This is a genomic window from Pseudomonas sp. HLT2-19-2, assembly GCF_054898005.1.
Genome location: NZ_CM142712.1, coordinates 1682418 through 1695152, shown reverse-complemented (window position 1 = coordinate 1695152; position 12735 = coordinate 1682418). Strand labels below are relative to the sequence as shown.

Here is a 12735-nt window from a genome sequence, read left to right as displayed (position 1 = left end):
CATGGGTCGCCTGGAATCGTGACCTGGGCAGTAGCCTACAAGTTAGCTACATCCCGTTCGACGTCTTCTTACTCTCCTGCAACCAGCCCCAGTACTCTTTCACAAGAAGGAGGCTGTCATTAATTTTTTGCGTTATAGGAAATAAGAAATGTCCCAACGTCAGAGCGGTACCGTCAAGTGGTTTAACGACGAGAAAGGTTTTGGTTTTATCACGCCAGAAAGCGGTCCGGATCTGTTCGTGCATTTCCGCGCTATTCAGGGCAACGGCTTCAAGAGCCTGAAAGAAGGCCAAAAAGTGACATTCGTTGCTGTGCAAGGCCAGAAAGGCATGCAGGCTGACGAAGTACAAGCAGAAGCCTAATCTTCTGTAACGAAAAAGCCCCTGATGCTGACATCAGGGGCTTTTTTGTGCGCGTAAATCCGTAAAATGGCTTCTTTTTTCCGTCCAGAGGCTGCCATGTCGAAACACCTGCTCAAACCCCAGGGCGACTTTCCCGCCGCCACCCTGGGTCGTCGCCTGGCAGCGATGTTCTACGACTTCTTATTGTGTGCCGCCCTGCTGATCGTCACCAGCGGGCTCTACAAGATGATCCAGATGGCGATCATCGGCGAAGACAAAATGCGCACGTTGACCGAAGCCGGTGCACTAGATGGAGATCCATTGCTGTCGACGGTGCTGCTGTTCGTGCTGTTCGGTTTCTTCGCCAAGTTCTGGACCTGGTCCGGCCAAACTCTGGGCATGCAGGTCTGGTGCATCCGCGTGCAGAATGCCGATGGCTCATCCATCAGCCTGTGGCAGGCGCTGCTGCGGTTTGTGGTGTCGATCGCGTCCTGGCTGTGCGTCGGGCTGGGTTTCTTCTGGCCCCTGTTCGACAAACAGAAACGCAGCTGGCATGACATCTACTCCAATACCCGGCTGGTACGGATTCCGAAGAAAACCAAATAATCCGCCAGATGCAAAAACGCCCCGATCAAATCGGGGCGTTTTTTTTGGGATCACTGTCGACGATCAGGCGTTGCCGGCCAATTTCATCCGCGCAGCCTGGGTGAAGTCGAGCATGCGCTTGAGTGGCCGAATTGCCTGCGGAATCAACGCCGGATCGACAAAGATCTCATTCGCCCCCTCCTTCAAGCTCTTCAGCAGGCGCTCAAGGGTGTTCATCGCCATCCACGGGCAATGTGCGCAGCTGCGGCACGCTGCGCCGTTACCGGCCGTTGGCGCTTCGATGAAGACCTTGTCCGGGCACAGCTGCTGCATTTTGTAGAAGATGCCGCGATCGGTGGCGACGATGAGCGTCTTGTTCGGCAGGCTCTGCGCCGCAGCAATCAACTGACTGGTGGAACCGACGGCATCCGCCAGTTCGATCACCGAGGTCGGCGACTCGGGGTGCACCAGAATCGCTGCATCCGGGTACAGCGCTTTCATGTCTTCGAGCTGTTTGGACTTGAACTCTTCGTGAACGATGCAGGCACCGTCCCACAGCAGCATGTCCGCGCCGGTCTGGCGCTGGATGTAGGTGCCCAGGTGTTTGTCCGGGCCCCAAATGATGGTTTCGCCGTTATCCATCAGGCTTTCAACGATCTCCAGCGCGCAGCTTGAAGTCACCACCCAATCCGCCCGGGCTTTGACTGCCGCCGACGTGTTGGCATACACCACCACAGTGCGTTCCGGGTGCTGATCACAGAACGCCGAGAACTCGTCCACCGGGCAACCCAGGTCCAGCGAGCAGGTCGCTTCCAGGGTCGGCATCAGAATGCGTTTTTCAGGGTTGAGGATTTTGGCGGTCTCGCCCATGAACTTCACACCGGCGACTACCACAGTCTTGGCTGGGTGAGCGCTACCGAAACGGGCCATCTCCAGCGAATCGGAGACGCAACCACCGGTTTCTTCGGCCAAGGCCTGAATCACCGGATCGCAATAGAAGTGAGCAACCAGCACCGCGTCCTGAGCCTTGAGCTCGGCAGCAATGGCGGCGCGATAATAAGCTTCCTCTTCGGCAGTCAGCGGCTTGGGCTGCTTGGCGTCAAGGTGGGCTTGAACCAGAAGGCGTTCGGAAATCTGCGTCATGTTCGCAAGACCTGCAGGCGCTTTCGCGCGAAAGTCGAGTATACACCCGGCTCCGGACCGCTTGAGGGTACCGCCGGGAGAGTGAGTTTAATCAGGCACGGACAACGTTGAAGCTGCGCAAGGCTACAGAATATCCCGTGGATGCAAAAGGTGATTCTGACTTGTGTCACGGGTTGCAGCCCGGAACTGGACGAACTCAAATCGCGGGCAAAAAAAAATCCGGAAATCCTCACTTGCGTGGGCCTTCCAGACTTTTAAAACTGCTACAAAAATGGTGGGTCGTGTGGGATTCGAACCTACGACCAATTGGTTAAAAGCCAACTGCTCTACCAACTGAGCTAACGACCCGCTGTGTGGTGGCGCGTATAATACTGATTTTTAAGGACTATTCAACACCTAATTTGAACAAATCAAAAATAAGGTGTTGGGTCGCTGATTCCGGCCGCCGCAAAGCCTTCTGCACGCAGTCGGCAGCTGTCGCATTTACCGCACGCATGGCCGTTATCGTCGGCCTGATAGCAGGAAACAGTCAGCCCGTAATCGACGCCCAGCTTCACGCCTGCCTGGACGATCTGCGCCTTGCTCAGGTTCTGCAATGGCGCCTGGATACGGAAGCCATTGCCTTCTACACCGGCCTTGGTCGCCAGATTGGCCATGCGCTCGAACGCTTCGACGAACTCGGGACGGCAATCCGGGTAACCGGAGTAATCCACCGCGTTCACACCAATAAAAATGTCACGCGCGCCGAGCACTTCAGCCCAGCCCAACGCGAGGGACAGAAACACCGTATTGCGAGCAGGTACGTAAGTCACCGGAATACCTTCACTTGGTGCTTCCGGCACATCAATGGAGCTATCCGTCAGCGCCGAACCGCCGATGCCGTTCAGGTTCAACCCGATCACCTTGTGCTCGACCACACCCAAGTCACGAGCAACGCGCTCGGCGGCATGCAGTTCAGCGCGATGGCGCTGACCGTAATCGAAGCTCATGGTGTAGCAGCTGTAGCCTTCAGCACGGGCCATCGCCACGACGGTCGCCGAGTCCAGGCCGCCGGACAACAGGATGACCGCACGCTTTTCCACAGTGTTCAGTTGTTCAGTCATTTCAGCGCCCCGGCTCGTCATTCCAAAGATATTTATGCAACTGCAATTGCAGTCGCACTGGCAGGTTGTCCGCCACCACCCAGTCAGCCAGGTCTCGTGCGTTCAGGTCATGGTGACTTGGCGAGAACAGGACTTCGCCGGCACGCTGATCCAGACCGTACTGAATCAGCTTGGACACAGCCCAGTCGTAGTCTTCCCGCGAGCAGATGACAAACTTCACCTGATCGTTGCGCGTGAGCAGTTCGATGTTCTCGTAACGATTGCGATGTGCTTCTTTCGAACCCGGAGTTTTCAGGTCGACGACGCGACTGACCCGTGGATCGACCGCCGAGATATCCAGGGCACCGCTGGTTTCCAGCGAGACCTCGTAACCGGCGTCACACAACTGCTTGAGTAATGGGATGGCGTTGGGTTGCGCCAGGGGCTCGCCGCCCGTGACACAGACGTAGCGCGGACGAAAACCGGCCACTTGCTCGAGGATGTCATCGAGCGGGCGAAGGGTGCCGCCCGTGAACGCGTAGGCGCTGTCGCAGTATTGGCAACGCAATGGGCAGCCGGTCAGGCGCACAAAAACAGTGGGCAGCCCGGCAGTCCGCGTTTCACCCTGCAACGAGTAGAAAACTTCGGTGATTCTCAATGTGTCTTGCATAGTCGCCACGGGCATAACAGCTAAACAGGCTGTCCGCCTCCGTCAGGCACTTCAAGGAACCCCGCCATCGCGCAGATCCCAAAAAGCGTGTTTCATAAAAAGGGCGTGAATTCTAACGAAAAAACCCGCGACAGGCGCGGGTTTCTTCAAAACGGGCAGCCCTTACATTTTTTGCAGATCACGCTGGGCCAACTGAGCGGCGGAAGTGCCCGGGTATTGCGACACGACCTGTTGCAGAATGCCTTTGACCTTGTCGGCGTGACCGAGGCGGCGCTCTACATCAGCCAGCTTGTACAGCGAATCAGGCACTTTAGGGTGCTTTGGGTACAGCTGCGAAACCTTGGCAAATGCCTGACCTGCACCTTGCAGATCGCCTTTTGCCAAATTCACTTCGCCCAACCAGTACTGAGCATTACCCGCGTACTGGCTGTTCGGGTACTTGCGCAGGAATGCGGCAAACGCCAGGCTGGCCTTGTCGAAATCCTTGGCTTTGATCAGGTCGAAGGCTGCATCGTAATACAGTTTTTCCTTCGCTGGATCAGCCGGCTCGCTACCCGCGGCAGGTGCTTGAGCGGCTGCCGTTCCTGCTGCCGCTCCTGCGCCTGCTGCTGCACCGGGGGCATTCAAACTGCCACCGGTGGAAGAATTTTCAGGAGTCGCGGCTGGTGCAACGCCGGTTCCTATGCGCCGATCAAGATCCTGATATCGCTCCAGGTTCTCTTGCTTCATGCGCGCTACATCATTTTGCAGAACTTCGATGATGCCTTGTTGGCGCGAGATCTGCTCCTGCATGGATTGCAGTTGGTTGAACAGCTCGCCCTGTGCCGAGACAGGGGCCGAAACCCCTCCCCCGGCATAGGCGCCGTTCGTACCGTAACCCGCAGGCGGATAACTAGTCCCGCTATTGTTATAGCCGGAGTCGTTATCGACCACAGGAACCGCAGCCCACACCGCAAGCGGTGCGAGGCTGAGAGCCAAAACAGTTACAGCACGACGGCACGTTCGCATGACGAATTACTTACGCAGTTCGACGCGACGGTTTTGAGCCCAGGACTGCTCGTCGTTGCCGGTAGCAATCGCACGCTCTTCGCCGTAGGAAACCAGTTCCAGCTGAGCTGGGGAAACACCTTGCAGTACCAGGTAACGCTGAACGGCTTTCGCACGACGCTCGCCCAGTGCCATGTTGTACTCACGAGTACCACGTTCGTCGGTGTTGCCTTCCAGAACAACGCGAGCGCCGTTTGCTTTCAGGTCTTTGGCGTGAATGTCCAGGGAGCGCATGGCTTCTGGCTTCAGGTCCGAGCTGTCGTATTCGAAGTAGAAGGTGGTGATTGCGCGCAGAGCAGCTTCTTCGCTCAGGGAGCCGTCAACAGCACCAGTGTTAGCGCCGTAACCAGCGTTTGGATCAACAGCGCCTTCACCGGCGTTGTCGCCGCCTTTGGACGAGCAACCTACAGCTACAGCCATGGCCAGAGCCAGCGCAGCAAATTTACCAAACTTCAGCATTTCCATCGTGAAACTCCTAATGAACCCCAGTGTGTTAAGTACAACGTGTAGCGCCGCGTCAGTTCAGGTAAGGGGACCAGGAAGGTTCTCTGACTTCGCCTTGTGCGGTAGGAAGCGGGAGCCTTACGCGTCCATTAATGGACACGAGCATCAAGACTCCCCGGCCCTGCTGGCGGGTGGCGTAGATTACCATGGTGCCGTTGGGCGCAACAGTAGGCGACTCGTCCAGAGTGCTATCAGTGAGGATTTTTACGCTTCCGCGCTGCAAATCCTGGGCCGCCACCTTGAAATTAGTGAAACCCTCCTGGCGGTGGATCATCACCAGGGTCTTTTCATCAGCCGAAAGCTTGGGGTTGGCGTTGTAGTTACCGATAAAGGTCACACGTTCCGCACCGCCACCACCGACGCTGGTTTTATAGATCTGTGGCTTGCCGCCACGGTCCGAGGTGAAGTAGATGGTCGAACCATCTTTACCCCAGAACGGTTCGGTGTTGATGCCAGGACCGTTGGTAACACGCGTGATCTGACGCGAACCCAGGCTCATCACATAGATGTCAGGGTTACCGTCTTTCGACAGCACGAACGCCAGACGCTGACCATCCGGCGACCATGCTGGCGCACCATTCAGGCCTTCGAAGTTGGTGATCTGCTCACGGCGACCGGTGTCGATGTTCTGCATGAAAATACGCGGACGCTTCTGCTCGAACGAGACATAAGCGATGCGCTTGCCGTCCGGTGCGAAACGCGGCGACAGGATCGGCTCGCGCGATTGCAGCAGGGTCACAGCGCGGGCACCGTCATAGTCCGAACGTTGCAGTGTGTAGCGAGTGTTCTTCTCGGAGAAACGCTCGGCTGTCACGTACAGAAGACGAGTCGAAAACGCACCTTTGATACCGGTAAGTTTTTCGAACGACTGGTCCGCGATGTAGTGCGACATGTCGCGCAGTTGATCGACGCTGCCCGACACGCTGCCGGTCAGCACTTGCTGCTCGGTGGCGACGTTGAACAGTGCGTATTGGACCTGCAGGCGACCGCCCGCAGGAGCAATGCTGCCGACCATGACGTACTGGGCACCCAGCGCCTTGAAGTCACGGAAGATGATTTCGCTGGCCTGGCTCGGCTGGCTGATCATGTTCTGCTTTGGAATCGGCGAGTAGTAACCCGAGTTGCGCAGGTCGTTACCGATGATTTCGGCCATGTCGTCCGGCAGCACGCTGCCGCCCTGGTTGCCGAATGGAACGACTGCGATCGGGGTGGCCCGATCACTGCCGCTGGTGACCAGAATGTTTTTTTCATCTGCTGCCGCTATCCCTGCCAGGCAGCAGATAACGACAAGCATTCCTCGAAGAAGGTTTCTCACAAGGCTAGATCCTCAGGTGTGAATGTCATCTTGAATGAACGATACGGAGCGAAATCGCTCGGCTTCATTCCCTGCATTTCTGTCAAACGTCCAATATTCTTCACCGCTGCTACAGCAGAAGCGTCAAATGGACCATCGCCACTGGACTTGCCGACGCTGACCGAAGTCACCGTACCGTCCGGCAACATGCCGATTTGCAACACGACTGTCATGCCTTTGCGGGCCGAAGGTGGACGAGCCCAACCTTCCGCTGCACGAGCACGGATCAGATCATCGAAACTGCCGGCGACTTCGTCACCCTGCTCATCCGCCAAGGCCTGCTGACGCTCCGGCGTGTCGGAAAGCAAATCTGCCAAGGCCTGAGCCTTTTTGTCTTCGGCGGATTTACGTGCCGCTTCCTGCGATTTTTTCTTCGCAGCGTCGGCAGCAGCTTTCTTCTTCGCGTCTTCGGCGACTTTCTTCTTCGCGTCTTCAGCTTCAGATTTCTTCTTGGCGTCTTCCGCGGCTTTCTTCTTCGCGTCTTCGACGATCTTTTTCTTCGCTTCTTCAGCGGCCGCTTTCTTGGCCTCTTCTTCAGCCGCTTTCTTGGCTTCTTCTTCAGACTTCTTCTTGGCTATATCAGCCAATTGTTTCTCTTCGACCTTTTTGGCTTCGGCAGTCTTCTTCGCTTCATCGGCTTTCTTGGCTTCATCAGCCTTTTTTGCCTCGTCCGCTTTCTTCGTCTCGTCGGCCTTCTTGGACTCTTCGGCTTTTTGAGCCGCATCTTCCTTCTTTTGTTCCGCGGCTTTGATCGCTTCCTGTTCGATCTTTTTCTGTTCCATCTGTTCGACTTCGGTCTGACGCGCGGCGGATTTCTTCGCCTCACCCGCAATCTTCTGATTGGTCTGGGTGGTCGCCTGGCTTTTCGATTTCAGTTGGTACAGGGTCGCCTGAACTATCGGCTTGGCCGGCGGCAGTTCCGGTGTGAAGGCGAAACTGACGAACAGCATGCCAAAAACCAGCACGTGCAAGACAAGCGCCCAGACACTAGGCCAGAAGTAGCTTTCCGAGGCGGACGGCTCTCGCATTTGCTGCATCAGGGTGCCTCGGTAATCAAGCCAACATTACCGACCCCGGCTTTCTGCAATCCGCCCATGGCGCCCATCACGGAACCGTAATCGACGGTCTTGTCGCCGCGGATGAACACTTGGGTACGCTTGCCGCCTTCAGTACCGGCGCGAATGATCTTGGTCACGGCGTCGGTCATCTGCGGCAAGGTCATGGCCTTGTCCTGCTGTTTTTCGGTGTCGACTTCGCTGCCAAGGTTCCAGTAATAGGTCTTGTCAGCCTTGATCGAAATGGTCAGGACTTGAGTGTTGTTGTCCTGCGGCAAGGCTTCGCTGGAAACCTTGGGCAGATCAACTTTCACGCCCTGATTGAGCATCGGCGCGGTCACCATGAAGATGACCAGCAGTACCAGCATCACGTCGATGTAAGGCACCACGTTCATCTCGGCAACCGGCTTGCGCTTTTTGCGAGCTCGAGCGATTAAAGCCATTGGAAATTACCTGCTTATTCTTCGCTGGTGTGCACTTTGCGGTGCAGGATCGCCTGGAATTCATCGGCGAAGGTGTAGTAGCGGCTAATCAGCGTTTCGCTGCGAGCGGCAAAACGGTTGTAAGCGATAACGGCCGGGATGGCGGCAAACAAGCCGATCGCGGTAGCAATCAGTGCCTCGGCAATACCCGGAGCCACAGTGGCCAGGGTCGCTTGCTGGGCAGTGGCCAGACCACGGAAGGAGTTCATGATGCCCCAGACCGTACCGAACAGACCGATGTACGGGCTGACGGAACCGACGGTGGCGAGGAACGGCAGGCTCTGCTCGAGCTTTTCTTCTTCGCGGGAAATGGCGACGCGCATGGCACGAGCTACGCCTTCCATGACCGCTTCCGGGTCAACACCTGGCTGCTGGCGCAGACGGGAGAACTCCTTGAAACCGGCACGGAAGATCTGCTCAACGCCCGAATCCGGATCAGGGTTGCTGCCGGCCTGACGGTAGAGTTTGGACAGGTCGATACCCGACCAGAAGCGCTCTTCAAAGCTCTCCAGGGCACGTCGACCGGCGCGCAGCAGGTTGCTGCGCTGAAAGATCATGATCCATGAGGTCACCGATGCGGCTACCAGGATCAGCATTACCAGTTGCACCACGATACTGGCATTGCTGACCAGGCTCCACATGGAGGAATGGTCGACGACGTTAGCTTCCACGCTTTATCTCCTGCTTTGAGTGTGTACCCGCGCCGCTCACGTCGGCAAAGGCCGCACGTAGAGCTTCGGGAATGGCCCGGGGTTTTAAACTGTTAGTGCGCACACAGGCCACCAAAAACTGCCCTTCGCAGAGCAGCACATTATCCGTAGCTCGCCTGACCTGCTGTTTAAAGCGCAGGCTGACACGGTTCAATTCGATTACTTCAGCGCTTACCAGCAGCTCGTCGTCCAGTCGCGCCGGCGCGTGGTAGCGCGCTTCGCTGGAATGCACGACGAACAACAGGTCCTCCCCTGCAAGCGCCGATTGGGCAAAGCCCAGCTCCCGGAGCCGCTCGGTTCGAGCCCGTTCCATAAACTTGAGGTAATTAACGTAATACACGATGCCGCCCGCATCGGTGTCCTCGTAATAAACGCGACAACGAAGTGCGAAAGGCTCAAGCCCGTTTTGCGCGCGCATACTCTAGTGCTTACTCCTCAGGTTGCCAATCCGGCCAGGCAACTGTTTTTCATTGATTCACGGCTTTCTAGCGAAAGTACGGTCCTAGGACCGCACAAACTCCGAAAAAATCAGCGCGCAAAGGTTATTAATCGTCCACGGCATCGAGGAACTCGTCTACCACGGGCATCTCGCCCATACGTGTCGGAATGTTTAAACCGAAGTGCAGGTACGCATGCCGGGTCACTACCCGCCCCCGGGGTGTGCGCATGATGTAGCCCTGCTGGATCAGGTACGGTTCCAGCACGTCTTCAATGGTGTGGCGCTCTTCACTGATGGCTGCGGCGAGGCTATCGACCCCGACCGGCCCGCCATCGAACTTCTCGATCATGGTCAACAACAGACGTCGATCCTGGTGATCGAAACCACGCTCGTCGACATCGAGCAGGTTCAAGGCCAGGTCGGCGATCGGTTTGGTGATGTGGCCCTTGGCGCGAACTTCGGCGAAATCCCGAACCCGGCGCAGCAAACGGTTGGCAATTCGCGGTGTACCACGGGCACGGCGGGCGATTTCGAAGGCGCCTTCCGGGTCCAGCGGCAAGCCGAGGATATCCGCCGAACGACTGACAATCGTTGCCAGGTCAGCGGTGTTGTAGAACTCCAGGCGCTGGACGATCCCGAAACGGTCGCGCAGCGGATTGGTCAACATCCCGGCCCGCGTCGTCGCGCCGACCAAGGTGAACGGCGGCAGATCAAGCTTGATCGAGCGCGCGGCCGGCCCTTCGCCGATCATGATGTCGAGCTGGAAATCTTCCATGGCCGGGTACAGCACTTCTTCGACGATCGGCGAGAGCCGATGAATTTCGTCGATGAATAGCACGTCGTGTGGCTCAAGATTGGTCAACAGCGCAGCCAGATCACCCGGGCGTTCAAGCACCGGGCCCGAGGTGCTCTTGATCGACACGCCCATTTCCTGAGCGATGATGTTGGCCAGGGTGGTTTTACCCAGGCCCGGCGGGCCGAAAATCAGCGTGTGGTCCAGGGATTCATTGCGCCCACGGGCCGCCTGGATGAACAACTCCATTTGCTCGCGAACGGTCGGCTGGCCAATGTACTCGGCCAGGCTGACAGGACGAATCGCCCGATCCTGGACTTCCTCGCGGTCACGAGGGCCAGGCGTGGCGGTAATCAGACGATCAGCTTCAATCACTTAGATCATTCCCTTCAGGGCACGACGAATCATGTCTTCACTGCTCAAACCTTTCTCCTTGATCGCAGAAATAGCCTTGCTGGCCTCCTGCGGCTTGTAGCCCAGGGAGATCAGCGCGCTGACTGCGTCATTTTCAGCGGTGGCCACTGGAGCCGGCGCATCTGGCCCACCCGGCTGATTTGGCACCAGGGCAAACATCGCCGGCACGGTTTCCCATGCCTTGAAACGATCCTTGAGTTCCACCAGCAAACGCTCGGCAGTCTTCTTGCCCACGCCCGGCACCTTGGTCAGCGCCGAGGTGTCTTGGGACTGCACGCAGCGGACCAGCTCATCGACTTCAAGGCTCGACATCAGGGCCAGGGCCAATTTCGGTCCCACACCATTGAGACGGATCAACTCGCGGAAAAAGTCTCGCTCGCGCTTGCCGAAAAAGCCATAGAGTAACTGCGCGTCTTCGCGTACGACCAAATGGGTGTGCAAGGTCAGCGGTTCACCGACCGACGGCAAGCGATACAACGTGGTCATGGGCACCTCCAGCTCATACCCCAGACCGTTTACATCCAGAATCAGGTGCGGCGGCTGTTTCTCAGCCAGAGTGCCGCGCAAGCGTCCAATCACGTTTCAGATCCTTGAGCGTTGGCCAGCTCAGCAGCTGGCGACTGACAGAGCAAGGGTTTTGCGCCGACGACACAGGCGCAAAACCCTCATTCCATAAAAAATGATTGCTGATGCTATCAGAGACGCAGGCGCCCGCCACGACTGCGTGCCGTGCCCAGACCATGGGGCAACAGGCTGGAACGGGTGTGAGCATGGCAAATGGCAATGGCCAAGGCATCCGAGGCATCGATTTGCGGCTTGCTGGTCAATTTCAGCATGTGCATGACCATCATCTGCACCTGTTCTTTATTCGCCGCGCCGGTTCCAGTCACTGCCTGCTTGACCTGGGTTGCGGTGTACTCCGCGATTTCCAGGCTTTCTTCCGCGCCGGCAACGATAGCGGCGCCGCGGGCCTGACCGAGCTTCAGCGCAGAGTCGGCGTTGCGCGCCATGAAGACCTTTTCGATGCCCATGGTCACCGGGCCGTAGGTCTGGATAACTTCGCGTACACCGCGATAGACGATCTGCAGACGTTCATGCAGCTCGCCGGAACCCGTGCGAATGCAGCCCGACGCCACGTACACGCAGCCACGCCCGGTATCACGCACCACGCCATAACCGGTGATGCGCGAACCGGGGTCGATACCAAGGATTAAAGTCATAACGCCTGCAAAGAGAGAATGCGGTTACCTGAGATAACCTCAGGGTGATGCCTGAAAATCAAAAGATCGCAGGCTTCGCCAGCTCCTACCTGTACAGCGTAAACCGTAGGAGCTGCCGAAGGCTGCGATCTTTTATAAATGCATCAACCGAGCTGCGCAGCTACCGACTCAGGGATGTCCGCATTGGAGTAAACGTTCTGCACGTCATCCAGGTCTTCAAGCATGTCGATCAGCTTGAGAACCTTCTCGGCACCTTCCAGATCGAGCTCGGCACTGGTGGTCGGCAACATCACGATTTCCGCGTCATCACCTTTGAAACCGGCCTCTTCCAGCGCGTTACGCACTGAGTAGAAACCGGCGAACGAGGTGAATACGTCGATGGAGCCGTCTTCGTGGGTCACCACGTCATCGGCATCGGCCTCCATCGCCGCTTCCATCAGCGCATCTTCATCGACGCCCGACGCGAAGGAAATCTGCCCCTTGCGCTCGAACAGATAAGCCACCGAACCGTCGGTGCCGAGGTTGCCGCCGCACTTGCTGAACGCATGGCGAACAGCGGCTGCGGTGCGATTGCGGTTGTCGGTCATGCACTCGACCATCACCGCCACGCCGCCCGGGCCGTAGCCTTCGTAGGTCAGCTCGACCATGTCGTCGGTTTCGGCAGCACCGGCGCCGCGGGCGACCGCGCGATCAATGATGTCGCGGCTCATGTTCGCGCCAAGGGCCTTGTCCAGCGCCAGACGCAAACGCGGGTTAGAACCCGGATCACTACCGCCCTGACGGGCAGCAACAGTCAGTTCACGAATCCACTTGGTGAAAATCTTGCCCTTCTTGGCATCCTGACGTTCTTTGCGGTGCTTGATGTTCGCCCACTTGGAATGACCCGCCATAACTCGC

At 57.5% G+C, this 12735-nt stretch carries 16 protein-coding genes and 1 tRNA gene; 2 read left to right on the top strand and 15 right to left on the bottom strand.

Annotated features, from left to right (window positions below; all coding sequences use genetic code 11):
- Nucleotides 1–148 precede the first annotated feature (148 nt).
- Nucleotides 149–361: a cold-shock protein gene (locus tag ACYZTU_RS07745; RefSeq protein ID WP_003175786.1), complete on the top strand. Its 213-nt coding sequence runs from the start codon at nucleotides 149–151 to the stop codon at nucleotides 359–361.
- Nucleotides 362–457: 96 nt separating this feature from the next.
- Nucleotides 458–946, top strand: a complete 489-nt coding sequence (locus ACYZTU_RS07740) for an RDD family protein (protein ID WP_461969191.1) — start codon at nucleotides 458–460, stop codon at nucleotides 944–946.
- A gap of 63 nt (nucleotides 947–1009) precedes the next feature.
- Here the strand turns inward: ACYZTU_RS07740 and nadA are convergent, their stop codons facing one another.
- The 15 genes from nadA to ACYZTU_RS07665 form a co-directional block, all read right to left on the bottom strand.
- A complete protein-coding gene (gene nadA / locus ACYZTU_RS07735) occupies nucleotides 1010–2068 on the bottom strand; it encodes a quinolinate synthase NadA (RefSeq protein WP_461969189.1) in 1059 nt (352 codons plus the stop codon).
- Nucleotides 2069–2340: 272 nt separating this feature from the next.
- Nucleotides 2341–2416, bottom strand: a tRNA-Lys gene (locus ACYZTU_RS07730).
- A gap of 62 nt (nucleotides 2417–2478) precedes the next feature.
- On the bottom strand, nucleotides 2479–3171 hold the full coding sequence (queC, locus tag ACYZTU_RS07725) for a 7-cyano-7-deazaguanine synthase QueC (RefSeq protein WP_461969187.1): 693 nt from the start codon (nucleotides 3169–3171) through the stop codon (nucleotides 2479–2481).
- A 1-nt stretch (nucleotide 3172) separates the two neighbouring features.
- Entirely contained in the window at nucleotides 3173–3820 is a 648-nt protein-coding gene (gene queE, locus ACYZTU_RS07720) for a 7-carboxy-7-deazaguanine synthase QueE (RefSeq protein WP_282375498.1), read from the bottom strand.
- 162 nt (nucleotides 3821–3982) lie between these two features.
- A complete protein-coding gene (gene ybgF, locus ACYZTU_RS07715) occupies nucleotides 3983–4828 on the bottom strand; it encodes a tol-pal system protein YbgF (protein WP_449644825.1) in 846 nt (281 codons plus the stop codon).
- Nucleotides 4829–4834: 6 nt separating this feature from the next.
- Nucleotides 4835–5332, bottom strand: coding sequence for a peptidoglycan-associated lipoprotein Pal (pal, locus tag ACYZTU_RS07710; RefSeq protein WP_461969185.1), 498 nt, complete (start codon nucleotides 5330–5332; stop codon nucleotides 4835–4837).
- 52 nt (nucleotides 5333–5384) lie between these two features.
- On the bottom strand, nucleotides 5385–6686 hold the full coding sequence (tolB, locus tag ACYZTU_RS07705) for a Tol-Pal system beta propeller repeat protein TolB (protein WP_449644827.1): 1302 nt from the start codon (nucleotides 6684–6686) through the stop codon (nucleotides 5385–5387).
- Nucleotides 6683–7762 (bottom strand): cell envelope integrity protein TolA, encoded by a 1080-nt coding sequence (tolA, locus tag ACYZTU_RS07700; RefSeq protein WP_449644828.1) that lies wholly within the window; start codon nucleotides 7760–7762, stop codon nucleotides 6683–6685. The genes tolB and tolA overlap by 4 nt, the downstream gene beginning before the upstream one ends.
- Nucleotides 7762–8214 (bottom strand): protein TolR, encoded by a 453-nt coding sequence (gene tolR, locus ACYZTU_RS07695; protein ID WP_161807482.1) that lies wholly within the window; start codon nucleotides 8212–8214, stop codon nucleotides 7762–7764. Before tolR ends, tolA begins: the two co-directional genes overlap by 1 nt.
- A gap of 23 nt (nucleotides 8215–8237) precedes the next feature.
- Nucleotides 8238–8933 carry a protein TolQ gene (gene tolQ, locus ACYZTU_RS07690; RefSeq protein ID WP_017340467.1) on the bottom strand — a complete coding sequence of 232 codons (696 nt, stop codon included), beginning with the start codon at nucleotides 8931–8933 and terminating at the stop codon, nucleotides 8238–8240.
- Nucleotides 8923–9390, bottom strand: a complete 468-nt coding sequence (gene ybgC / locus ACYZTU_RS07685; RefSeq protein WP_131059803.1) for a tol-pal system-associated acyl-CoA thioesterase — start codon at nucleotides 9388–9390, stop codon at nucleotides 8923–8925. The genes tolQ and ybgC overlap by 11 nt, the downstream gene beginning before the upstream one ends.
- Before the next feature lie 127 nt (nucleotides 9391–9517).
- A complete protein-coding gene (gene ruvB, locus ACYZTU_RS07680) occupies nucleotides 9518–10579 on the bottom strand; it encodes a Holliday junction branch migration DNA helicase RuvB (protein ID WP_131059804.1) in 1062 nt (353 codons plus the stop codon).
- Nucleotides 10580–11197, bottom strand: coding sequence for a Holliday junction branch migration protein RuvA (gene ruvA / locus ACYZTU_RS07675; RefSeq protein WP_007897033.1), 618 nt, complete (start codon nucleotides 11195–11197; stop codon nucleotides 10580–10582).
- Between the two features lie 116 nt (nucleotides 11198–11313).
- Nucleotides 11314–11838, bottom strand: coding sequence for a crossover junction endodeoxyribonuclease RuvC (gene ruvC, locus ACYZTU_RS07670; RefSeq protein WP_008147379.1), 525 nt, complete (start codon nucleotides 11836–11838; stop codon nucleotides 11314–11316).
- Between the two features lie 143 nt (nucleotides 11839–11981).
- Nucleotides 11982–12728, bottom strand: a complete 747-nt coding sequence (locus tag ACYZTU_RS07665) for a YebC/PmpR family DNA-binding transcriptional regulator (protein ID WP_461969183.1) — start codon at nucleotides 12726–12728, stop codon at nucleotides 11982–11984.
- Between the last annotated feature and the right edge of the window lie 7 nt (nucleotides 12729–12735).

Bases quoted from the DNA above. Each gene is read 5' to 3' on its own strand.
- tolA (WP_449644828.1), bottom strand. From the start codon at position 7,762: ATGCAGCAAATGCGAGAGCCGTCCGCCTCGGAAAGCTACTTCTGGCCT.
- queC (WP_461969187.1), bottom strand. From the start codon at position 3,171: ATGACTGAACAACTGAACACTGTGGAAAAGCGTGCGGTCATCCTGTTG.
- ybgC (WP_131059803.1), bottom strand. From the start codon at position 9,390: ATGCGCGCGCAAAACGGGCTTGAGCCTTTCGCACTTCGTTGTCGCGTT.
- pal (WP_461969185.1), bottom strand. From the start codon at position 5,332: ATGGAAATGCTGAAGTTTGGTAAATTTGCTGCGCTGGCTCTGGCCATG.
- ACYZTU_RS07740 (WP_461969191.1), top strand. From the start codon at position 458: ATGTCGAAACACCTGCTCAAACCCCAGGGCGACTTTCCCGCCGCCACC.
- queE (WP_282375498.1), bottom strand. From the start codon at position 3,820: ATGCAAGACACATTGAGAATCACCGAAGTTTTCTACTCGTTGCAGGGT.
- ybgF (WP_449644825.1), bottom strand. From the start codon at position 4,828: ATGCGAACGTGCCGTCGTGCTGTAACTGTTTTGGCTCTCAGCCTCGCA.
- nadA (WP_461969189.1), bottom strand. From the start codon at position 2,068: ATGACGCAGATTTCCGAACGCCTTCTGGTTCAAGCCCACCTTGACGCC.
- ACYZTU_RS07745 (WP_003175786.1), top strand. From the start codon at position 149: ATGTCCCAACGTCAGAGCGGTACCGTCAAGTGGTTTAACGACGAGAAA.
- ruvC (WP_008147379.1), bottom strand. From the start codon at position 11,838: ATGACTTTAATCCTTGGTATCGACCCCGGTTCGCGCATCACCGGTTAT.
- ACYZTU_RS07665 (WP_461969183.1), bottom strand. From the start codon at position 12,728: ATGGCGGGTCATTCCAAGTGGGCGAACATCAAGCACCGCAAAGAACGT.